We start from the raw sequence: 21887 nt of genomic DNA on the forward strand, positions 1-21887 counted from the left end.
TTTCCTCGAGGTCGGCCGCCGCTGGCTGGGCAGCTGGGCGTCTTCCCGTACGTGTCCGCGACGAACGCTGCAGCGTCTTGCGGGAGGTAGCGTTCGTTTCTACGAGACCTGCGTCCTGATCTTCTCTACTGTCGGGTGCGTAACGCCGAACGACGGGATCGATACGAAATAAATCAAATACAGCTATACCAAACTAGTGGCTTCGCGTCCGGCGCCTAGTTATCGACGGACTCGAGCGAGTCCGCCTCGAAGGCGTCGCTGTACCGCGCTAAGTGGATTCGTAGCCGGTCATCGCGAGCTCGTAGGTCTCGCCAGGTCGGTGATCGGGGTCTCGCTGGCGTCGATCCGCAGGTCGTTGGACGCCGGCTCCAATCGTGGCGCCGGTCGTCTCGACGATGACCGCCGCGCTCTGGACCGACAGCTCCTCGCGCTTGTCGCCGCCCTCGAGGTCGCCCGCCGCGAGGGCGTCGATCAGCCGCTTCGCGAGCGGATCGGTTTCGGCGTCTTCACGAACCGCCTCCGGTCCCGTCACGGGATCGGTCGTCTCGTGGACGGCGTTGGCCGCGTAGTTGGCCGCGGCCGCCTCGAGGACGTCCTCGCCGGTCAAAATGTTGCCGGCGACGGTGAAATTGTCGCGCTCGAGGTGTCCGGAGTGCTTGACGCACTCCGCGCCGGTGAAGGCGAACGTCTCCTCGCGGTCGACGCCGTGGAGCTGTCGCTGCGGGGCGGCCTCGTCGGCGTTGAGCAGCGCCTCGAGGGCGTTCATCAGACTACGTCTGCTGGGCCGTCAGAACGCGGACGTTCTGACGACGTCGTCGATCGCGAGCCCGTCCTCGAGGTAGGCGAGCCCGCGGTCGCCGAGTTCGACGTTGACCAGGCTCTGGGTCGCGACGGCGCCGCGGTCGCTGACGAACGGACAGAGGGCACCGACGCCGGGCAGGCGAGTCGTCACGGCGACGCCGAATCGGTGGTGGCTGTCGCCGTCGGGGTCTCGTAGGCCTCGTGAGCGCAGATGCTGAAGGTCATCGTTCGTGAGTCACCGGTCGCAGACAAAAATCTCGCGTCGGTCTCGGTGGACGGGGTCGACACCGGATCGTCCTAGACAGCTTCGTTCGTCGGACCGTCGGTCGACGAGGAGGGTTCCATTCGACATGACTCGAACGTTGCGCCTCACCGGTACAATTTTTGAAACTAAACGGTTTGGAAACATCCCGATCTCGTCGTTCGTTCCGTCCGACGGAACGGTTTTCCTCGAGTTTTCGGGCGCAACTGCCGGGTACCGCCTCGAGACTCGTTCGCCCGTGTTCGGGGCCAATTCATTCGAAGTCGTGACTGTGTCTGACGTAAGAACTATACTGGCGGCCGCGGTGGGTTACTCCAATGGGACTTATGAGCAAAATCCTCGGCGGCGGTCAGTCTCGGACGGCCGAGGACTACGTCGAACTGGATCTCGACGACGCGTCGGCGAGTTCGGCCGAGGCGGCTATGCAGGTACACATCGCCGAAGTCAACGACCAGGCCGACGCCATCGATATCAAAGACGCCGTCTACGACGGCGACATCGTCATCGCGGACATCACGCGTCTGCGAACCTCGGACAGCACCGTCGAACACATCGTCGACGAGCTCCGGCAGGTCGCCCAGGAGGTCGACGGCGACATCGTCCGGAAGGGCGACGATCAGATCATCATCACGCCGACCGGCGTCCACATCAGCCGCGAGAAACTGGGCCAGCGGGTCTGAATCGGCGATTCGACTGTTCTGCGGTTCATCTCGTTCGCACTCGAGAGCGGGCGTCCCTTCCGTCGAACCGGCGTCGGGAGAACTGTAACGGTTCGAACAGAACGACCAGTGTTCCGCGATCTCATACGGCACGGTACGACTCCGTGAGTCGGCACTCTTTCTCGGATTTCGTTGCCGGATCCAGTGACGAAAGCGGCGAACGGCGACCGCCGGTCTCGAGTCCCCTGCCGTCGATCCCGTCGCTGCAATAAAGGCCGGACGTACGACAGGTAGGGTCACCAGTACGAGGAGTGGTGTTGAACCGATCGGTCGGTCTCCCGGTTGGGTTGCGACCCACGGTCGCTCGAGGACGGTCGGTCGTTCCGCATCTCTCGGTGCGCTGATCGAGGTATTTGCGTCGGCTGGCGGTGTGCCACTACCCTCTGTGTCGGCCGCTCGTGCAGGGTCACTCTGTCGCTGACCGGTCGGGCTCTGCGTGTCGGCTGCCGGTTTCGGAGAGCTGTACCGGCTGCCCGGACGAGCTATGTGTGTCGCTCGCTCGATCTGGCCACCGCGGTCGGGCGGGACTGAAAGGGGCTGGCCGCTCGCCGCGGGGCGAGCGGTCCAGGGGCTTTCACGTGTTTTCATCCGGCGGGAATTCCGGTGACGGGTTATTACGCCCAGTGTGTAATCCGTTTCCATGACCGGGTTTCGAGCCACAGTCGTCGTCAAAGACCCCGGGAACTGCCCGATCGCGGACGTGTCGGCGTCTACCGACGAGCTGATCACCTCCGTGACGCGGTCGCGCGCGTCGACCGACGGGACGGTCGTCGAAGAGTTCGGTATCGCCGCCGACGCTGGGACGGAGTCGATCGACGATGGCACCGCGACCGACCTGACCCCCATTCAGGCGAACGATCGCGAAGAGATCTACCGATTCGAACGCGAGAGCGAGGCCGACTGCGCGTGCGAAATCGTCGAGGGAACCGGGACGCCCGTCTCTTCGGTCCGCGCACAGGACGGCGCGCTCGAGTTGACGTTTCGAACCCTCGAACTGACGGAGATCGCCGACATCGTCGACGATCTTCGAGACCGGTTCGAGAGCGTCCTCGTCGAGGAACTCACGCAGGACCACGACGACGAGACGTCGGATCCGGTGCTCGTCGACCGCGACCTGCTGACGACGCGCCAGCGCGAGATCATCGAGACAGCCCACGAGATGGGCTACTTCGACTATCCGAAAGGTGCGAACGCGACGGACGTCGCAGAGGAACTGGAGATCGCTCGATCGACGTTCACCGAGCATCTGGCCGCCGCCCAGACGAAGCTGCTCGATGCACTGCTCGAAAAATAATGTAAAATAATTCGCCCCATATAGTGGTTGGTGACCGAACGTCGAATTAGCGGTCCTTATAACGGGTTCGATTGACCACACGCACGGAACGAAACGGAGACATCACACGCATTTGGCTGTGACGGCGAACAAACGACAATACTTTTCCAATGGGGTGCGGAATATCGACTATGGCTGACGATCTCAAAAAAGGACTGGAGGGAGTCCTTGTCGCAGAGTCAGGGCTCAGCTCGATCGATGGTGACGCCGGTCGACTGATCTATCGAGGGTACTCGATCGAGGATCTCGCTCGCGGCACGAGCTACGAGGAAGTCCTCTATCTCCTCTGGCACGGCGAACTCCCGACCGCGGACGAACTCGAGTCGTTCGCCGCGGCGCTCTCGGAGGAGCGCGAGGTCCACGACGACGTTCTCGACGCCATGGAGCGGCTCGCGGCAGCCGACGAACGGCCGATGGCCGCCCTCCGAACCGCGGTTTCGATGTTCTCGGCCTACGAGCCCGAGAACGACGCTGACCCCGAGGATCTCGAGGCGACGATGCGCAAGGGGCGGCGCATCACCGCCAAGATCCCGACCGCGCTGGCGGCCTTCGAGCGCTACCGGCTCGGCGAGGAGCCGGTCGACCCCCATCCTGACCTGGGGCTGGCCGCGAACTTCCTGTACATGCTGACCGGCGAGGAGCCGAGCGACGTCCACGCCGAAACCTTCGACCAGGCGCTGATCCTGCACGCGGACCACGGCCTGAACGCCTCGACGTTTACGTCGATGGTGATCGGCTCGACGATGGCCGACATCTACAGTGCCGTGACCGGTGGTATTAGTGCCCTTTCCGGCCCGCTTCACGGCGGCGCGAATCAGGACGTCATGGAGGTGCTGATGGAGATCGACGAGAGCAACCTCGACCCCCTCGACTGGGTCGAGCAGGCGACCGACGAAGGCCGGCGCATTCCCGGCTTCGGACACCGCGTCTACAACGTCAAGGACCCCCGCGCGAAGATCCTGCAAGAGCGCAGCAAGGAACTCGCCGAGAGCGGCAACTCGAAGTGGTACGACATCACCACCACGATCGAGGAGTACCTCTCCCAGGAGAAGGGGCTGGCCGAGAAGGGGATCGCCCCGAACGTCGACTTCTACTCCGGCTCGGTCTACTACCAGCTCGGCATCCCGATCGACATGTACACGCCCATCTTCGCGATGAGCCGCGCCGGCGGTTGGGTCGGTCACGTCCTCGAGTACCAGGAGGACAACCGTCTCATCCGTCCCCTCTCGCGGTACACCGGCCCGGAGGACCAGGAGTTCGTCCCGGTCGAAGAGCGGTAACGCGGCCGCTCGAGCGAGTCAGTTTTTCGGCGTCGCGGGTTCGTTTCGACGACATCGATACCGGTCCCAGCAGCGCGAGTCCAACCAGTACGGGCAAGACCGTCGAGTGTGTACCCCGACGCGTGCTGGTCTTCGTCTACGGGACGCTGACCGATCCCGAACGGGTCGCGTCGCTGCTCGCGGACGGTCCCGGCGAGTACGAGTTCGTCGGACCGGCGACGCTCGAGGGGCTCCAGCGCGTCGACGGCCGGTATCCGACGCTCGTTCCGGGCGGCAGTGTCGAGGGCCGACTCCTCTCGGTCGACGAGTCCGCGCTCGAGCGGCTCGATCGCTACGAGGGCGTCGATCGCGGACTGTACGTTCGGGTTGCGGTTTCGGGACCGAACGACCGACGCGTCTGGATCTACGTCGGGCAGCCGGATCGACTCGGCGTCGACGCCGACGGGTGGCCGGACGACCGCCCGTTTCGCGACGCGGTTCGCTCCGCTATCGTGCCGGATGCTACCGTGGTAAGAAGACGCGCATGACGGTCGTCTGCCAACCGTCAGACGCGGGTGTTTCCCCGCTTCTGTGTGGCGATTTCACTTTTACCCTGGAGCCATGAGCTTTATATGCACCGCGTCCCGTTCTACACTCGCACGTCACACGCCGTGCATTCCCTGTATTCCCTGTCGTGTTGCCAATCCGGCAACACTGTCCTGTTGGGGTCGCCGTGAGCGCCGGACCGTCCGGCGAGTCGTCCCCGACAGTCTTACAGTACCCGCCCCGTAGTCGGGCGTATGCTCGAACTCGACGATATTCTCGAGGCTCGCGAACGGGTGCGGGAAACGTCCAGACACACGCCGCTCGAGCGGTCCCACACCTATTCGTCGATGACCGGCGCCGAGGTACACCTGAAACTGGAGAACTTCCAGCGGACGGGCGCGTTCAAGATCCGCGGGGCGACCAATCGAATCGCGACGCTCTCGGACGCCCAGAAGGACGCGGGCGTCGTCACCGCCAGCGCGGGCAACCACGCCCAGGGGGTCGCGCTCGCGGCCACGCGGTCGGGCGTCGACTCGAAGATCGTGATGCCCGAACACGCCCCGATCTCGAAGGTCAAGGCGACCAGAAACTACGGCGCCGAGGTCGTGCTGTCGGGTCGCGACTACAACGAAGCCGCCGAGCGCGCCCACGAGATCGAACGCGAGGAGGGGCGGACCTACGTCCACGCGTTCGACGACGAGTACGTCATGGCGGGTCAGGGGACGATCGGCCTCGAGATCCTCGAGGACTGCCCCGACGTCGAGACCGTCGTCGTCCCCATCGGCGGCGGCGGCCTCATCAGCGGCATCGCGACCGCGATCAAGGAGCAGAACCCGGACGTGCGCGTCATCGGCGTCCAGGCCGCGGGCGCCTCGAGCGCCGCCACCTCGCTCGAGAAGGGCGAGCGAATCTCGATCGACGAGGTCGACACCATCGCCGACGGCATCGCGACCCGCAGCGTCGGCGAGCAGACCTTTCCCTACATCCAGGAGTACGTCGACGAGGTCGTCACCGTCTCCGACCCCGAGATCGCCGTCGCCCTGGTCTACCTCCTCGAGCGCTCGAAGACGGTCGTCGAGGGCGCGGGCGCGGTGCCCCTCGCCGCGGTCCTCTTCGAGAAGTTCGACTACGACGAGGGCGAAGTCATCGTCCCCGCGCTCTGCGGCGGCAACATCGACCTCAACACGCTGACCAACGTCATCGTCCGCGGCCTCGTCGAGACCGGGCGCTACCTGAAGATCCGCACCGTCCTGAAGGACCGCCCGGGCGCGCTCGAGGATCTCCTCGATGTCTTCACCGCCCACCAGGCGAACATCTACGCCATCCACCACGATCGGACCTCCCGCGACGTCGAGATGAGCGATACGGAAGTCGAGATCGAACTCGAGATGCGCGGCCCCGACCACGTCGACGCCTTCCTCTCCGACCTGCGAGACGCCGGCTACGAAGTCGACGTGCTCGCTTGATCGGTTCGGCACGATCGCTCGTTCGCTTGTGCGACGACTGCGTCCGGTCAGTTCACTATGCTTTTCCCATCAGTCAGCAATAATCCGATATGGGAATTCAGGAATACTTCGAATCCGATCTTCGCTTCTACTACGCGATCGGCCTGTTCGTGATGGGGATCTACGTCTTCGGAATCGCGCTCTCGGCGGTGCTGGACCTCGCCGTCATCGATCACCGGCTCATTCCGCTCACCGTCGGCTTCTTCCTGTTCATGTTCGTCTACGTCATCTCGGTGAGCGTCCAGGCCCTCGAGCCGGATTCCTGACCGCGATTCGACGCGCTCGACACTCGTACTGCGCTCGTGTCGGTCACTGCGGCCGCCGAGCGCTCGACCACACTTCGGCCGCTTTTAAGCCGCCTCGGCTCGAGTCGTCGACCATGAAACGGATCATCGAAACCGACGACGCGCCCGCCGCGGTCGGCGCCTACAGCCAGGCGACCAGCAACGACTCGCTGCTCTTTACCGCCGGCCAGATCCCGCTGACGGCCGACGGCGAACTGCTCGACGACGAACCCATCGCGGCCCAGACCGAACAGGCTCTCTACAACCTCGACGCCGTCCTCGACGAAGCGGGCGCGTCGTCCGAGGACGTTCTCAAGGTCACCGTCTACCTCGACGACATCGACGACTTCGACGCAATGAACGAGACCTACGCCGACTACTTCGACGACCAGCCGCCCGCCCGCAGCGCGGTCGAGGTCGCCGCCCTCCCCAAGGGCGTCGGCGTCGAAATCGAAGCCGTTGCCTCCCTCGAGTAATGGCTCCGGCGCTGTCCCCGATCGTCCGATCCCATCCCCGAATCGTCTCGGCGCTCCTGTGGGGCGCCGTCGGCTGGATGGCGTTCCTGGCGCTCGTGCAGGGCTATGCGCTGGTCGTCGACCCGCTCGTGACGTTCGGGCGGGCGGTCGTCGTCGCCGTCCTCGTCGGAGCAATTACCGCGGGAACGGCCTACTGCCTCGAGCACCGCGTGGCTGTCTGGGCGGCGCGACGCGCGAGGGATGAAACCGGGGCACACGGCGGCGACGACAAAAGTAAGAGTTAAAAGACGGACGCGGTTAGGAAGAGACGGGCCAGGATGGCCGAACGGTAAGGCGCACGCCTGGAAAGCGTGTTCCCTTTGGGATTCAGGGTTCAAATCCCTGTCCTGGCGCTTCTGGACATTCGTTCAATTCTACTAAATATATTTGCGTAAGTGTAGACATAATTCCCTATTGAGGACGATACCGTTCAATAATCTCCTTCGGACTGGTTGTGGAAATAATAAATTTAATACTATGACAGAGGCGATTATGCTATGTGGCTGGCGAAGACTACCTGAGACGGACTGCGATTACCCGACCGATCCTTTCTGATGAGCAACAGGAGATGCTTGCGCAGACGCTCAGTGAATGGAAGTCCGCCTGCAACATCGCGAGCCAGATCGGCTGGAACGTCGATGAGACGCGGAAGACGCGTCTCCAACGTCTTGCATACGACGATGTGCGGGACCGAACCCGTCTCGGGAGTCAACACGCGATTCTCGCGATCCATCAGGCCGCGGCCGCGCTCGCAGGCGTCGAAGAGATCGAAGGCCTCGACAAGGGCTACGATACGTCTCGGCCGACGTTCACCAGCGATACGCTGACCTATGACGTACGGACGATGACGTTGTTCGACGACGATTCCGTGTCACTGGCGACGGCCGGTACCGGAGATCGAATCAAGTGCGACCTCGCGCTCCCAGACGACGGAACCGGTTACCAACGTCAGTACCTGGATGACGATGGGTGGGAGCTGACCGAATCGACGCTCTCGAAACGCGACGGCGACTGGTATCTCCATCTCGGCTTTCGCAAACCGAAACCCGAGTCGCGCGATGAGACAAAACCTGGCGCCGAGGACAGGACAGTTCTCGGCGTTGACCTCGGTATCGTCAACATCGCGACTACCATCACCGCGTACTTCGCCTCGGGACGGGAACTGCGACATCGTCATCGCGAGTTCGACCGTATCCGAAGTGGGCTCCAGCGAACCGGGACGCGGTCAGCACATCGGACCATTCAGCGACTGAGCGGACGGGAAGGCCGGTGCGTTCGACAGACGCTCCACGACGTCGCCAACGATATCCTCAGGGAGGCGCTCGACCACGGCTGTACCGTTATCGCCATCGAGAACCTGACGCATATCCGTCAACGGGCACCACCTGCCAAGGAATTTCATCAGTGGGCCCACCGGAAGCTCGTCGATCTGCTCGAGTACAAGGCCAAAGCCGAAGGGATCCGGACTGCGTTCGTCTCGCCGGAGTACACAAGTCAGCGGTGTCCGGAATGCGGACATACCAGTGCGGAAAACCGCGTGCGACAGGCTCTGTTCGAATGCGAGAACTGCGGCGCAACGGCGAACGCCGATTACATCGGTGCGAAAAACATCGGATGGCGATACGTCCGTCGGGGCCAACAGTCGTCTCGGCGGACGGGCGACAGTCGACTCGCCCTAAAGTCAGGAACCGTCGAGCCGAATCGCGGGTTTATCCCGGCCGACTGACGTTGGTCTCGGTCTCGTCACGTTCACTGACAAGCCCCGAACGGGGTCGTCGGCATCCCAGTCTTGGCGTTCTGTGAAGTATCCTACTAGCGCTCTTACTTACGGAGTGATCAGTGCAATCGCGTCCTCGAAAAATGATGAGCGGTACCGGTATCGTGGAGGCGAGACGGGTTACCGCGTCACTGTCGCCGGCGAGTCGGTCGCAATCCAGCAGTCGGGGTCGTCCGGATCGCGGAGTTCGAGATTGCCGCTTTGACACACCACCATTTCGTATCGATCCATTATCGTGACCCCGTCGTGACCTGCGCCGGGATCGGATATCGTAACGGGGCCCTTACCGGCCGTCTCGGCGATAGTATGAGGCCCATACCGCCCCGCAAGCGGACCGGTACTCGTCGCGCGGTCGGGGCTCGAGCGGCCGTCTGCGCCCCGAACTCGTCTGTAGTGCGGTATGTGGAACCGACATTCTCGAACGCCGACGAACAACGATTTATCCCGACGGATCGACGGGCGAGGTATGTGCGGTCGCTACACGCTGATGGTCGAGCGGGAGGTCCTCGAGGAGCGGTTCGACGCGCGGTTCGCGGGCGGCGGTGACGGGTTCGAACCGCGGTACAACATGGCGCCGGGCCAGCGCCTGCCGGTGATCGCGAACGACGACCCGGAGACGGTCCGGCGACTCGAGTGGGGGCTGGTGCCGTCGTGGGCCGATGACGACAGCGGCGGGCTCATCAACGCGCGGGCGGAGACGCTCGACGAGAAGCCGACGTTTCGCGAGGCGTACGAGCGCCGTCGCTGCCTCGTCCCGGCCGACGGCTTCTACGAGTGGGTCGAGACGGACGATGGGAAACGGCCGTACAGAGTTAGCTTCGAGGACGACCGCGTGTTCGCGCTGGCCGGGCTGTGGGAGCGATGGGAGCCCGACGAGGAGACGACCCAGGCCGGCCTCGAGGCGTTCGGCGGCGGGCTCGAGGAGAGCGAAGACGACGGTTCAGACGGCCCGCTCGAGACCTTCACCATCGTGACGACCGAGCCCAACGACCTCGTCGCGGACCTCCACCACCGGATGGCGGTGATTCTCGAACCCGGGAGCGAACGGGAGTGGCTGACGGCCGACGATCCCGGCGAACTCCTCGAGCCCCACCCCTCCGACGGAATGCGCGCGTACCCGGTCTCGCGGGCGGTCAACGATCCGTCGGTCGACGAGCCGTCGCTGGTCGAACCCCTCGAGACCGGTTGAGCCGTCCGAATCGCTGGCGTTCTCCCGCTCGTTCGCTCTGCGCGTTCAGTAGTGGACGCTCCGCGTGAGGACGAAGACAAGCAGCGCCATCAGCAGCGATCCGAGCAGGGTTTCGATGCCGGCGACGGCGCGGGCCCACCCGCCGACCGGCTGGATGTCGCCGTAGCCGAGCGTGGCGAAGGTGATGACGCTGAAGTAGAGGCTCTTGAGAAACGTTCGAACGAGGACGGGGCCGGGGGTGTCCGCCGGATCGTCGATTTCGTAGGTGATCGCCGTGTCGGTTCCGACCTCGCGGATGCCGCCGGTCAGCGGGAACAGCCCCGCACAGACGACGATCAGAAGCAGCGAGGTCGCGACGACGCGCCACGGACTCGTCCCGTAGCGCATGACCCAGCGCGATCCGGCGAGCGTGATCGCCTGCAGGTAGTTTCCGCCCCGCCAGGCCAGGCGGCGCCGGAGATCCATCTCGCGAAGGTAGTAGGTCTGTGCCTGCTCCGAAAGCGCGTTTTCCCCGTAGAGGCGCTGGAGCTCGCGGTAGAGCCACTGTGCGGATTCGGATAGGGCCAGGAAATCCTCGTCCGACGCCCATCTCAGTTCGTTCTCGTACACCGACCGTTCGCCGAACGTCGTCTCGAGGTTGAGTCGAACGTCGGTCAGCCCCGCACGGTACAGCCTCGCCTCTCGAAAGTCCGCGCCTCGGAGGTCGGCGAAGGTGAACACGGCGTCGTGGAGGTTCGCGCCTCGGAACGACGCGCCGTGTGCGTCGACGTCCTGAAATCTGGCGCGGCGGAGATCCGCCTCCGAGAGGTCGGCGCCGTCGAGGACCGCGTCGGTGAAGTCCGCGGCGACGAGCGACCGCCCTGCGAGGAACGACGTCCCGCTCAACATCGTCCCCTCGAGATTCGCTCCGTCGAGCCGTTCGCCCGGCTCCGGCGGATTTCGCTCGTACTCCTCCGCCGGAACGACGCGCTCGGTGTGCCAGAGACACCGATCGGTATCGTCCCACGTGGGCCGCCAGCAACAGACCGCACCGGCCTCGTCGACCCCGCTGCTACTCGTGACGTGTCTACACCGCTGGGCAGTCATAGCCGTCTTAGCAGCTAGCTGGCCCCTAATAGTAGTGCCTGAATACGTACCGACGCGAGCCGCGCGGCGCGGCGTTCAGTTCAGTTCCGCGAGAATCTCCCGAGCCGCCCGCCGGACGGCCTCGTCGCTCGAGCGCGTCGGCTCCCAGCCCAGCGCCGAGAGCTTCTCGATCGAGAGGCGCATCTTCGGCACGTCGCCGGTCCAGCCGCGCTCGCCGCCGGTGTACTCGAACTCGGGCTCGAGTTCCATCTCGTCGGCGACGATGGCGGCGATCCGATCGACCGAGGTCGTCGTCCGCGTCCCGAGGTTGTAGGTGTTCATCGCGTCGTCGGCGTGTTCGACGACGTGGAATATCGCGTCGAGGCAGTCCTCGATGTCGAGGTAGGACTTCTCCTGTCGCCCGTCGCCCAGGATCGTCAGCGTCTCGGGATCGTCCTGCAGCTTTTCGATGAAATCCGGAATGACGGCCCCGCGAAGGCGCGGCCCGACGACGTTCGCGAAGCGGAAGTTCCAGACGGTCAGATCGTGGCTGTGTGCCCGCGCAGAGAGCAGTCCCTCGTCCGCGAGCTTGCTCGCCCCGTAGGCGCTGATCGGCTCGAGCGGGGCGTAGTCTTCGGGCGTCGGCCGCGGGGCCTCACCGTAGACCGTCGAGGTTGAGGTGTAGGCGATCTCCGTGACGCCGGCGTCGGCCATCGACTCGAGGATGTTGCGGGTCATCCGCGTGTTGTCGTCGAACTGGCCGTGCGGGCGGTCGGTGTCGACGTGTTTCGACGCCGCGAGGTGGAAGACGAGATCGACGTCGTCGAGGCGACCGTCGAGAACGCCGGGTTCGGTGAGGTCCGCTTCGATGAACGTCGCGTCCTCGGGAACGCGGTCGGCGTCGCCGTTCGACAGATCGTCGACGATCGTGACGTCGACGCCGTCGGCCAGCAGTCGTTCGGTCAGATGCGATCCGATGAATCCGGCGCCGCCCGTGACGAGAACCCGTCCGTTCGAGAGCTCCATACCGGACGATCCATTGACATCGGGATAATTGTTGTCTTCGCCGTCGATGACTCAAGTCCTCGCCGCGGTAAGGTCCGAATTATATAGGATATGTGATGATTCGTCCGGCGTCGAGTCGCCAGTGCGTCGCCGCTCGTTCGGTACGTCGGCGTCCCATCGGCCCTTTCGGAACGGACCACCCCGTCGCGCAAATCGGATCCACTTAAATATGGCGGATGTACCCTCCTTGTGAGCTCCCTCTTGGAATGTTAGCTTCTCACGTGGATGGGTGCCGAACACCGCGCACTACGGCGGTTTTGCACCGCTCGCTTCGTTTGCTGACGATCGTCACGAGCGTTGAATAGCGTAACGTTTATGTAGAATCACAATCAATGATTCGACCGACTATGAGCCAGCGAATGCAGCAGGGTCAGCCGATGATCGTAATGAGCGAGGATTCCCAGCGCGTCAAGGACAAGGACGCGCAGGATTACAACATCAGCGCGGCCCGTGCGGTCGCCGAGGCCGTCCGTTCCACACTCGGTCCGAAAGGGATGGACAAGATGCTCGTCGACTCGATGGGCTCGGTCACCATCACGAACGACGGCGTCACCATCCTCCAGGAGATGGACATCGACAACCCGACGGCCGAGATGATCATCGAGGTCGCCGAGACCCAGGAGGACGAGGCTGGCGACGGCACCACGACGGCCGTCGCGATCGCCGGCGAACTCCTCAAAAACGCCGAGGACCTTCTCGAGCAGGAGATCCACCCGACGGCGATCATCAAGGGCTTCCACATGGCCTCCGAGCAGGCCCGCGACGAGATCGACGACATCGCCCAGGACGTCGACACCGAAGACGAGGAGCTCCTGCGCTCGGTCGCCGAAACCTCGATGACCGGCAAGGGCACCGAGGTCAACAAGGAGCACCTCTCGCAGCTCATCATCGACGCGGTCAAGCAGGTCACCGTCGAGGACGACGAGGGCAACAACGTCGTCGACCTCGAGTTCCTCAACATCGAGACCCAGACCGGCCGTAGCGCCGGCGAGTCCGACCTGCTCGAGGGCGGCATCGTGGACAAGGACCCCGTCCACGACAACATGCCCACCGAGGCCACCGACGCCGACATCCTGCTGCTCAACGAGGCCATCGAGGTCGAAGAGACCGACGTCGACACCGAGGTCTCCGTCACCGACCCCGACCAGCTCCAGAAGTTCCTCGACCGCGAGGAGAAACAGCTCCGCGAGAAGGTCGACACGATCGCCGACCTCGGCGCCGACGTCGTCTTCTGCCAGAAGGGCATCGACGACCTCGCCCAGCACTACCTCGCAAAGGAGGGCATCCTCGCCGTCCGCCGCGCCAAGAAGTCCGACCTCGAGTTCCTCTCGGAAGTCGTCGGCGCGTCGGTCGTCTCCGACCTCGAGAGCGCGACCGAGGACGACCTCGGCTTCGGCGACGTCACCCGCGACGACGCTGACGAGCTGTTCTACGTCGAGGGCGAGGACGCCCACGGCGTCACGCTCCTGCTGCGCGGCTCGACCGAGCACGTCGTCGACGAACTCGAGCGCGGCGTCAACGACGCACTCGACGTCGTCGCCCAGACCGTCTCCGACGGTCGCGTCCTCGCCGGCGGCGGCGCCATCGAAGTCGAACTCGCCAGCCGCCTGCGCGACTACGCCGACTCCGTCTCCGGCCGCGAACAGCTGGCCGTCGAGGCCTTCGCCGACTCGCTCGAGCTCGTCCCGCGCGTGCTCGCCGAGAACGCCGGCCTCGACTCCATCGACACGCTCGTCGACCTGCGTTCGGCCCACGACGACGGCGACGTCGAAGCCGGCCTGAACGTCTTCACCGGCGACGTCGAGGACACCTTCGAAGCCGGCGTCGTCGAGCCGGCCCACGCCAAGGAACAGGCCGTCACCTCCGCTGCCGAGGCCGCGAACCTGGTCCTCAAAATCGACGACATCATCTCCGCCGGCGACCTGTCGACCGACAAGGGCGGCGACGAAGAAGGCGGCGCCCCCGGCGCCCCCGGCGGCGCCGGCGGCATGGGCGGCATGGGCGGCGGCATGGGCGGCATGATGTAGAACTAAATTTTGCTCTACGGGCCAGCGAAGCTGGCCCTCGGCAAAATTTAGTATAAAAGCACTCCTCGCTCCCGAGGGTCGCTCGTCGGCCCGAGTGCGGCGCGTGGCGCCGCACTCGGGGAACGACGTCGTTCGGGTTCTCCGAACCACTCACTCGCCGATACTCGGCCGAGGATGATCAACCGGCAGTAATTCACTCGCGGTCAGCGGTTTTTTCTCCAGTTCTAATCGCAACACGACTGTCACTCGCGAATCCCACTTCCACTTCGTGGCAAGCCGGCGACCTTTTGTCCTGGGGCCTGTACGGCGACTATGTCGTCGCAAACGACCTTCGGCTGGTCGCTGTTTACCTCCGGTATCGTCACGCTCGTCCTGAAGGCGCTCCCCGGCGACTCGCTGTGGTGGGGGCTCATGCTCCTCGCCGTCGGGCTGGTGTTGCTGTACTACCGGTAGCCGCGGCGCCACCGGTGCCGATCCGGCGGTCGATGCCATCAGTTGCCGAAATCATGGCCGCTTTCCGTTTCGAACCGAAAGCTCTTCGCCAGTGAGTACCACCGAGGACGAGACGCCGTTCGATGCCTACCGCGAGCACGTCGACCGACCGCTGTGGCGACTCTTTCAGGAATACGCGCCCGATCGGTTGGGCTGGTTCACTGCGGGGATGCTCGCCAACTTCGTCGCCCGGATGGCGAGTCTCGTCCCGCCGCTGTTGCTGGGCACCGCCATCGACGCGATCTTCGCCGGCGACGGCGCGTTTGAGTTGCCGATCGTGCCCAACGCCTGGCTGCCGACCACGCAGATGGCCCAGTTCTGGTTCTCGATCGCGGCCATCGCGGGCTCGTTCCTCGTCGTCGCCCTCTTCACCTGGATCTACGGCGTCACCGCCAACCTGTTCGCCCACGGCGTAATGCACGCCGTGCGCGTCGACTCCTTCGAGAAGATGCAGCGTCTCGACATGACCTTCTTCGACGACAAGGAGACCGGCGAGGTCATGGCGGTGTTGAACAACGACACGCAGAACCTCGAGATGTTCCTCGACAACGCGTTGATGAACTCCGCGCGGCTGCTGGTGATGGTCGGCGGGATCGCCGGTGTCCTCTTCTATCTCAACTGGCAGCTGGCGCTCGTCACGCTCGTCGCGATTCCGGCGATGATCGCCTTCACGATCTGGTTCATGCGCGTCGTCGAACCCCGATACGCCCGCCAGCGCTCGGCCGTCGGCTGGCTCAACACCCGCCTCGAGAACAGCCTCTCGGCGGTCACGCTGACGAAGGCGACCAACAGCGAGTCCCACGAGATCGATCGCGTGCGGCGGGCGTCGCGGCGGCTCTACGAGGACACGATGGCCGTCCTCCGACTTTCGTACTTCTACCGGCCCGGCATGGAACTGCTCGCCGGCCTCGCCTTCGCCGGGACCTTCCTCGTCGGCGGCCTCTGGCTCGCCACCGGCGCGGCGCCCGGCCCGCTAACCGGCACCCTCTCGGTCGGCGACTTCGTCGTCTTCCTCTTTATGACCCAGCGGATCGTCGCCCCGCTGGCCGAGGTCTCGAACATCGTCGACCAGTACGAGAACGCCAAGGCCTCGAGCGAGCGCGTCTTCGGGCTGATGGACATTCCCGTCCGCGTCGATGACCCCGACGACCCGGCCGAACTCGAGTCCGTCGAGGGTCGCGTCGAGTACGAGGACGTCACCTTCAGCTACGACGCCAGCGAGGCCCACGTCGGCGAGGAGATGGCCTTCGAGGAGTCCGTCATCCGGGACGTCTCCGTTACCGCCGAACCCGGCGAGACGGTCGCGTTCGTCGGCCCGACCGGCGCCGGCAAGTCGACGCTCGTCAAACTGCTCCTCCGGCTGTACGACGTGGAGTCGGGATCGATCCGGATCGACGGCCACGACGTCCGCGACCTCTCGCTGTCCGATCTGCGGTCGTCGATCGGCTACGTGAGTCAGGAGACGGTGCTCTTCGACGGGACCATCGCGGACAACATCCGTTACGGCCAATTCGAGGCCGACGATGAGGCGATCCGCGAGGCCGCGCGGGCGGCGCAGGCCCACGAATTCATCACCGGTCTCCCAGACGGCTACGAGACCCGCGTCGGCGAGGAGGGTGTCAAGCTCTCGGGCGGCCAGCGACAGCGGATCGCGCTCGCGCGGGTCGTCCTCGCGGACCCGGCCCTCGTCGTGTTAGACGAGGCGACCAGCGCCGTCGACACGAAGACGGAGCTCCAGATTCAGCAGTCGATCGACCGGCTCACCGCGGAGCGGACGACGCTGACGATCGCCCACCGGCTCTCGACGATCAAGGGGGCGGACGCGATCCTCGTCGTCGAAGACGGCGAAATCGTCGAACGCGGGGATCACGAGGAGCTCCTGGCGGCGAACGGTCGGTACGCGATGCTGTGGGCAGCTCAGGCCGGAAACCGCGACACGGCCGCCGAAGCGCTGACCGACGGGGACGACTGATCGAACCGGCGTCGGTCGCAAACGCTGCGGTGCGGCGCCGACGCCAAACCCTCGGGTACGGGCTGCTGACTGACGGAGAATCGTCCGAGCCGCCCGCTTCCGTTCGAATTAGCGCTCGTCGACCTCGAGTTCGAACTGCTCGTTCTCGCTGACCGCGTTGAGAACGACGCTCGTGTTCGAGGCCTTGATATCCGGGTCGGACAGCAGGTCCTTGATCTCGTCGTTCATGCCGTCGGTGTCGGTGAACTTGCCGACGGCGATGACGTCGTAGTCGCCGGTCACCTCGTAGACCGAGATCATCTGCGGGTGATCCCGGAGCGCGTCGGTGACGTCGGGGAGTGCGTTCCCCTCGACCTGCAGCTGAACGACGGCCGTGACGTCGTACCCGACCGCGTCGTAATCGACCTGTGGCGTGTAGCCTTCGATCACGCCATCGTCCTCGAGGTCGGAGAGGTGGTTCGAAACTGTCGTCACCGAAACGTCGAGTTCCTCGCCGAGGCTGCGGAGGCTCGCCCGCCCGTTACCCAGAAGTTCATTCACTAGTTTTGCATCGAGATTTTCGTACGTCATCACGCACACCCACTCGCTAGTCCCATTAGAACTTTACGAACAGTCAGTTCCGACGGTTGGAGAGAAGATTTGCTTAGAGCAGTAGGGTTTTAGTAGCAGAGTTACTTGGGTAGGACGACGAGAAATATGACAAGCGGAAACATCACCGAGGCCGAACAGGCGGTATTAGACGAGATCGAGGAGAAAGACGTCGATTTCCTCCGTCTTCAGTTTACTGACATTCTCGGAACGGTAAAGAACGTCTCCGTTCCCGCTCGCCAGGCCGAGAAGGCCTTCAGCGAGGGTATCTACTTCGACGGCTCCTCGATCGAAGGCTTCGTCCGCATTCAGGAGTCGGACATGCGCCTGGTCCCCGACCCTGACACCTTCGCGATCCTCCCGTGGCGCCAGAAGGAGGGCAGTGCCGCGGCCCGGATGATCTGTGACGTCTACAACACCTCGACGGGCGAGCCCTTCGAGGGCGACCCGCGCCGCGTCCTCAAGAACGCGCTCGAGCGCGCCGAGGACCTCGGCTACGAGGTCAACGCCGCGCCCGAACCGGAGTTCTTCCTGTTCGAGGAAGACGAGGAGGGCCGCGCGACGACCAACACCAACGACGCCGGTGGCTACTTCGACCTCGCGCCGAAAGACCTCGCGAGCGACGTCCGCCGGGACATCATCTACGGCCTCGAGGACATGGGCTTCGAGATCGAGGCCAGCCACCACGAGGTCGCNAAAGACCTCGCGAGCGACGTCCGCCGGGACATCATCTACGGCCTCGAGGACATGGGCTTCGAGATCGAGGCCAGCCACCACGAGGTCGCCGAAGGCCAGCACGAGATCAACTTCGAGTACGACGACGCGCTCGCGACCGCGGACAACGTCGCCACCTTCCGCACCGTCGTCCGCGCCATCGCGGCCCAGCACGACCTCCACGCGACGTTCATGCCCAAGCCGATCCCGAAGATCAACGGCTCGGGAATGCACACGCACTTCTCGCTGTTCGAGGACGGCGAGAACGCGTTCCACGACGAGGACGACGAGTTCAACCTCAGCGACGAGGCCCACTCGTTCCTCGCGGGTATCTTAGAGCACGCGCCGGCGATCACGGCGGTCGCGAACCCGACGGTCAACAGCTACAAGCGCCTGGTACCGGGCTACGAGGCGCCGGTCTACGTCGCCTGGTCTGATCGCAACCGCTCGGCGCTGATCCGCAAGCCGGCGGCTCGCACGCCGGCGGCCTCGCGTGTCGAACTGCGCTCACCAGACCCCTCGTGTAACCCCTATCTCGCCTTCGCCGTCATGATCCACGCGGGTCTCGACGGCATCGAGAACGACCTCGAGTGTCCCGACCCGGTTCGGGAGAACATCTACGAGTTCGACGAGCAGAAACGAGAGGAGTACGGCATCGAGACGCTCCCGTCGAACCTCGGCGAGGCCGTCGAGGCCCTCGAGGACGACGAGGCCATCTACAGCGCGCTCGGCGAGCACGTCGCACCGAAGTTCGTCGAAGCTAAGAGCCAGGAGTTCGAGGAGTACCTCGTCGACGTCTCTCAGTGGGAACTCGACCGTTACCTCGAGACGTTCTGAGGTCGCCCGGCCGTTCGGTGGAGACTCGCTGCCGTTTTCTCTCTCGCTCTCGCCGTTTTGTTTCGGTCCGTAGCTCGCGTCCAGCGCTCGAGCCGCGGGCTCGCGGAACGGGTCGTATCGCTACCGCGCCGCAATTAGTCGGACGCGTCGGGACCGAACGCGTGCTCGTGGCCCTCGAGTCGGAGCCCACCTTCGTCGACATCGCCTTCGAGCGTGTAGTATCGCTCCCAGGCGGGAGCGAGGCTCACCACGTCGACGCCGGCGATCTCGGCCTCGCGGTGGCGCTCGTGGTGGCCGACCAGACAGAGCGACGGCGAGAGGGCCTCGAGCAGGGCGTCGACGTGTTCGCAGCCGGGATCGTAGCCGTAGGAGAGGAGTCCGGTCGGGGCCTCGTGGGTGAGCAGGACGTCGACGTCGTCCAGTTCGGCCGCTCGCTCGACGTCTTCGCGGGTGAAGTGTCGGTGGCGGTCTCCCTCGAGCTCGTCGCGGGCGCAGTCGTACTTCGTCGGCGCGTAGTTCCCCGAGAGGCCGGCCACGCGGAGCCCGTCGACGGACGCGACGGTGCTCGCGAGCAGGTGGACGCCGTCGGCCTCGGGCGGGTCCTCGCCGGCGCGCAGCGCTTCGATGACGTCGAGGTCCTCGTTGTTGCCCGCGACGAACCACGTCGGCGCCGGGAGGTCGTAGTACTCGAGATCGCCGAGCTGTAACACGGCGGCGGGATCGACGGCTCGGTACAGTTTCAGGAGCGTCTCGCGGCGGTCCGGCTCGGACGCGTGGGCGTCGCCGAGAACGAGCATGCGTGGACGAACGGTCCCGTCGAGGAAAACGTTGCTCAGGCTTCAGCCTGGTCGATCCACTCCTCGGCGTCGCTTTCCGAGACGTCGGCGGCCTCGGCGACGGTCTCGGCGTCGGCGCGCACGAGGTCGTCGACCGTCGCGATGCCGGCGTCGGCGAGTCGCTCGCGGACGTCCGCGTCGATTCCCGCGACGGATTCGAGCGTGTGCTCCGGGTCGGTCTCGATCTTCGTCTCCGCCGAGACCTGCTGGTCCTGAAGCTGTTGGGTCACTTCCTCGGCCTGTTCCTCGAGTTGCTGCTGGAGCTGTTCGATCTGTTCGGCCTGCCGGTCGAGCAGGTCCGCGACGTCGTCGCTCTGGCGCTCGAGTTGCTCCTCGAGCTGGTCCTGCAGCTCTTGGGTTCGCTCGAGTTGCTCGCTGAGCTGACTCGAGAGCTCGTCGACGCTCTGGACCGTCTGTTCCTCGACCGAGCGGGAGAGCTCGAGGAACTGTTCGGTCCCGTCCTCGAACGCGTCGACGAACTCCTCGGAGAACTCGTCCGCGACGTCGGCGTCCCGCTCGAGTTCGCGCTCGAGGGCGTCGTAGAACTCCGCGTGGGTCGTCTTCAGCTGTGCGAACGCCTCGTCGACGCTCCGGTGGGCGTCCGCGGACCCCTCACCGGGGAACATCGCGGTCGTCGCGTCGACGTAGCCGTGGGTCGCCGCCTGCGCGAGTTCGAGTTGCTGGCGCTGGAGCGACTCCTGGCCGTTCACTCCGGTCACCGCCAGCCTATCGACGGCGGACTGGGCGGACAACCCCTGCGTGAACAGCTGCTGGCTTCCTTTGATCGCGGTTCGCTGGGCGTCGAACATCGCTCGAATGGGGGATTCCGATTGACTCATTGGTCACTCGGTAGTCGGCGTCGTTCGGGAATAAGTGACGGGCTTGTAAACCACTGAATGGGGTCTAGTGGTGAATAATACCACAACTCGCTTGCCAATGGGTGGCTCTGCGTTCCAGCAACCGTCACGCGAAACTGAGTGTCAGTGTGGGGGCCATTGAGAATTATGAGGGCCTTCGTGGTCCGTTCACCATGGTGGACAGTCGAACCTACGCGTTCGAGGGGACGCAACCGACGGTCGACGACGCGGCGGCGGTGAGCCGGGAGGCGACGCTGGTCGGCGACGTCCGGATCGACGCCGAGGCGAGCGTCTGGCCGGGCGTCGTCCTCAGGGGCGATATCGGACCCGTTCGCGTCGGCGAACAGGCCCACATCGGCGACAATGCGACGATTCACGCTTCGACACTCGCGGACCGCGTCATGATCGGTCATGGCGCGGTGCTCAACGAGGCGACCGTCGAGGAGGGAACGCTGATCGGATTCAACGCGACGGTCAACACGGAGTCGACCGTCGGCGCGGGGAGCGTCGTCGCTGCCGGGACAGTGATCCCCGACGAGTACGACATCCCGCCCGAGTCGTTCGCCCGCGGCGTTCCCGCCAAGATCACGCCGCTCGAGGAGACGGGCGTCGACGCCGAGGCGATCTTCGAGGAGTTCTCGTCGGGCGAGTACACGAACCTGGCCGGCCGCCACGAGGAACTGTTCGACTGAGCGCGCCGCAGACGGTCCGGACGAGTCGGCGGCGAGGGCCCGTTACTCGCCGGCCGGGATTTCCCGTCCGTCCTCGGCGTCGATGCGAATCGGGTCGTCCTCCCGGTCGATCTCGAGTCGGCGCCGCGAGAGGTACGGCGCGAGCGTCGACGCGGAGACGAGGCCGTAGTAGGCACCGTCGCTGACGACCGGGAGGTGTTTCACGCCGTCGGCACGCATCGTTTCCGCGGCGGCGACCAGCGATTCGTGTCGCGAGATCGTGGTGACCGGCGACGACATGACCGCCCCGACCGAGTGCGGTTCGAGCGTCTCGGCGACGAAGGCGACGATATCCGATTCGGTGACGATTCCGACGACGGTCTCGTCCTCGAGGACGACGAGCGCCGGTACGTCCGGATCGCGGAGTCGTTCCGCGGCCTCGGTGACTGGCGCTTCGGGCTGGATCGTTCGACCGGACCGAGTCAGTACGCGTTCGAGTGGAACGTCGATCATCGCTTACGCGTCGCTACCACGACCCGCTACATAACCACTTCGCATATATGCACGGTATTT

21 protein-coding genes, 1 tRNA gene and 1 pseudogene are annotated in these 21887 nt (G+C 64.8%); 16 read left to right on the top strand and 7 right to left on the bottom strand.

What is annotated here, in order from left to right; translation table 11 throughout:
* Positions 1–215 precede the first annotated feature (215 nt).
* Positions 216–1026, bottom strand: a pseudogene (locus C477_RS08405) (DUF1028 domain-containing protein).
* 354 nt (positions 1027–1380) lie between these two features.
* Here C477_RS08405 and C477_RS08410 point away from each other — a divergent pair.
* From C477_RS08410 to C477_RS08460, 11 genes are all read left to right on the top strand, one after another.
* Complete coding sequence (locus C477_RS08410; RefSeq protein WP_008894042.1) at positions 1381–1743, top strand: cell division protein SepF; 363 nt, start codon at positions 1381–1383, stop codon at positions 1741–1743.
* A gap of 679 nt (positions 1744–2422) precedes the next feature.
* Positions 2423–3076 (top strand): helix-turn-helix domain-containing protein, encoded by a 654-nt coding sequence (locus tag C477_RS08415; protein ID WP_008894043.1) that lies wholly within the window; start codon positions 2423–2425, stop codon positions 3074–3076.
* 170 nt (positions 3077–3246) lie between these two features.
* The gene (gene citZ, locus C477_RS08420) at positions 3247–4395 is read left to right on the top strand and encodes a citrate synthase (protein WP_008894044.1); all 1149 of its coding nucleotides are present in this window, start codon (positions 3247–3249) and stop codon (positions 4393–4395) included.
* Positions 4396–4517: 122 nt separating this feature from the next.
* Positions 4518–4922, top strand: coding sequence for a gamma-glutamylcyclotransferase family protein (locus tag C477_RS08425; protein ID WP_008894045.1), 405 nt, complete (start codon positions 4518–4520; stop codon positions 4920–4922).
* Between the two features lie 252 nt (positions 4923–5174).
* Positions 5175–6386 carry a threonine ammonia-lyase gene (ilvA, locus tag C477_RS08430; protein WP_008894046.1) on the top strand — a complete coding sequence of 404 codons (1212 nt, stop codon included), beginning with the start codon at positions 5175–5177 and terminating at the stop codon, positions 6384–6386.
* An 89-nt stretch (positions 6387–6475) separates the two neighbouring features.
* Positions 6476–6691, top strand: a complete 216-nt coding sequence (locus C477_RS08435; RefSeq protein WP_008894047.1) for a hypothetical protein — start codon at positions 6476–6478, stop codon at positions 6689–6691.
* Between the two features lie 113 nt (positions 6692–6804).
* Complete coding sequence (locus C477_RS08440; protein ID WP_008894048.1) at positions 6805–7185, top strand: Rid family detoxifying hydrolase; 381 nt, start codon at positions 6805–6807, stop codon at positions 7183–7185.
* Complete coding sequence (locus C477_RS08445; RefSeq protein WP_008894049.1) at positions 7185–7469, top strand: hypothetical protein; 285 nt, start codon at positions 7185–7187, stop codon at positions 7467–7469. The genes C477_RS08440 and C477_RS08445 overlap by 1 nt, the downstream gene beginning before the upstream one ends.
* Positions 7470–7496: 27 nt before the next feature.
* A tRNA-Ser gene (locus C477_RS08450) sits at positions 7497–7577 on the top strand.
* Positions 7578–7792: 215 nt separating this feature from the next.
* The gene (locus C477_RS08455; RefSeq protein ID WP_239641857.1) at positions 7793–8950 is read left to right on the top strand and encodes an RNA-guided endonuclease InsQ/TnpB family protein; all 1158 of its coding nucleotides are present in this window, start codon (positions 7793–7795) and stop codon (positions 8948–8950) included.
* A 517-nt stretch (positions 8951–9467) separates the two neighbouring features.
* Positions 9468–10190, top strand: a complete 723-nt coding sequence (locus C477_RS08460; RefSeq protein ID WP_008894052.1) for an SOS response-associated peptidase — start codon at positions 9468–9470, stop codon at positions 10188–10190.
* Between the two features lie 45 nt (positions 10191–10235).
* Here the strand turns inward: C477_RS08460 and C477_RS08465 are convergent, their stop codons facing one another.
* Positions 10236–11276: a pentapeptide repeat-containing protein gene (locus C477_RS08465; RefSeq protein ID WP_008894053.1), complete on the bottom strand. Its 1041-nt coding sequence runs from the start codon at positions 11274–11276 to the stop codon at positions 10236–10238.
* 75 nt (positions 11277–11351) lie between these two features.
* Positions 11352–12281 (bottom strand): NAD-dependent epimerase/dehydratase family protein, encoded by a 930-nt coding sequence (locus C477_RS08470; RefSeq protein WP_008894054.1) that lies wholly within the window; start codon positions 12279–12281, stop codon positions 11352–11354.
* Between the two features lie 386 nt (positions 12282–12667).
* Between C477_RS08470 and thsB the strand changes: the two genes are divergently transcribed.
* The 3 genes from thsB to C477_RS08480 all read left to right on the top strand — a co-directional run bounded on the left by thsB (position 12668) and on the right by C477_RS08480 (position 16811).
* Positions 12668–14347, top strand: a complete 1680-nt coding sequence (gene thsB / locus C477_RS08475; protein ID WP_083870266.1) for a thermosome subunit beta — start codon at positions 12668–12670, stop codon at positions 14345–14347.
* A gap of 312 nt (positions 14348–14659) precedes the next feature.
* Positions 14660–14800 (top strand): hypothetical protein, encoded by a 141-nt coding sequence (locus C477_RS24050; RefSeq protein ID WP_008894056.1) that lies wholly within the window; start codon positions 14660–14662, stop codon positions 14798–14800.
* A gap of 91 nt (positions 14801–14891) precedes the next feature.
* The gene (locus C477_RS08480; RefSeq protein WP_008894057.1) at positions 14892–16811 is read left to right on the top strand and encodes an ABC transporter ATP-binding protein; all 1920 of its coding nucleotides are present in this window, start codon (positions 14892–14894) and stop codon (positions 16809–16811) included.
* A gap of 108 nt (positions 16812–16919) precedes the next feature.
* On the opposite strand, the gene lrp is transcribed toward C477_RS08480, so the two are convergent.
* The gene (gene lrp / locus C477_RS08485) at positions 16920–17381 is read right to left on the bottom strand and encodes an HTH-type transcriptional regulator Lrp (protein ID WP_008894058.1); all 462 of its coding nucleotides are present in this window, start codon (positions 17379–17381) and stop codon (positions 16920–16922) included.
* Positions 17382–17507: 126 nt separating this feature from the next.
* On the opposite strand from lrp, the gene C477_RS08490 reads away from it, so the two are divergent.
* A complete protein-coding gene (locus C477_RS08490) occupies positions 17508–18950 on the top strand; it encodes a glutamine synthetase family protein (RefSeq protein WP_008894059.1) in 1443 nt (480 codons plus the stop codon).
* A gap of 134 nt (positions 18951–19084) precedes the next feature.
* Here C477_RS08490 and C477_RS08495 read toward each other — a convergent pair whose 3' ends face one another.
* Both C477_RS08495 and C477_RS08500 read right to left on the bottom strand, forming a co-directional pair.
* Entirely contained in the window at positions 19085–19747 is a 663-nt protein-coding gene (locus C477_RS08495) for a metallophosphoesterase family protein (RefSeq protein WP_008894060.1), read from the bottom strand.
* A 35-nt stretch (positions 19748–19782) separates the two neighbouring features.
* Positions 19783–20595: a helix-hairpin-helix domain-containing protein gene (locus tag C477_RS08500; protein WP_008894061.1), complete on the bottom strand. Its 813-nt coding sequence runs from the start codon at positions 20593–20595 to the stop codon at positions 19783–19785.
* A gap of 221 nt (positions 20596–20816) precedes the next feature.
* Between C477_RS08500 and C477_RS08505 the strand changes: the two genes are divergently transcribed.
* Positions 20817–21335 (top strand): gamma carbonic anhydrase family protein, encoded by a 519-nt coding sequence (locus C477_RS08505; protein WP_008894062.1) that lies wholly within the window; start codon positions 20817–20819, stop codon positions 21333–21335.
* A gap of 42 nt (positions 21336–21377) precedes the next feature.
* Here the strand turns inward: C477_RS08505 and C477_RS08510 are convergent, their stop codons facing one another.
* Positions 21378–21827: a CBS domain-containing protein gene (locus tag C477_RS08510; RefSeq protein ID WP_008894063.1), complete on the bottom strand. Its 450-nt coding sequence runs from the start codon at positions 21825–21827 to the stop codon at positions 21378–21380.
* Between the last annotated feature and the right edge of the window lie 60 nt (positions 21828–21887).

The organism is Haloterrigena salina JCM 13891, from assembly GCF_000337495.1.
Lineage (GTDB): Archaea > Halobacteriota > Halobacteria > Halobacteriales > Natrialbaceae > Haloterrigena > Haloterrigena salina.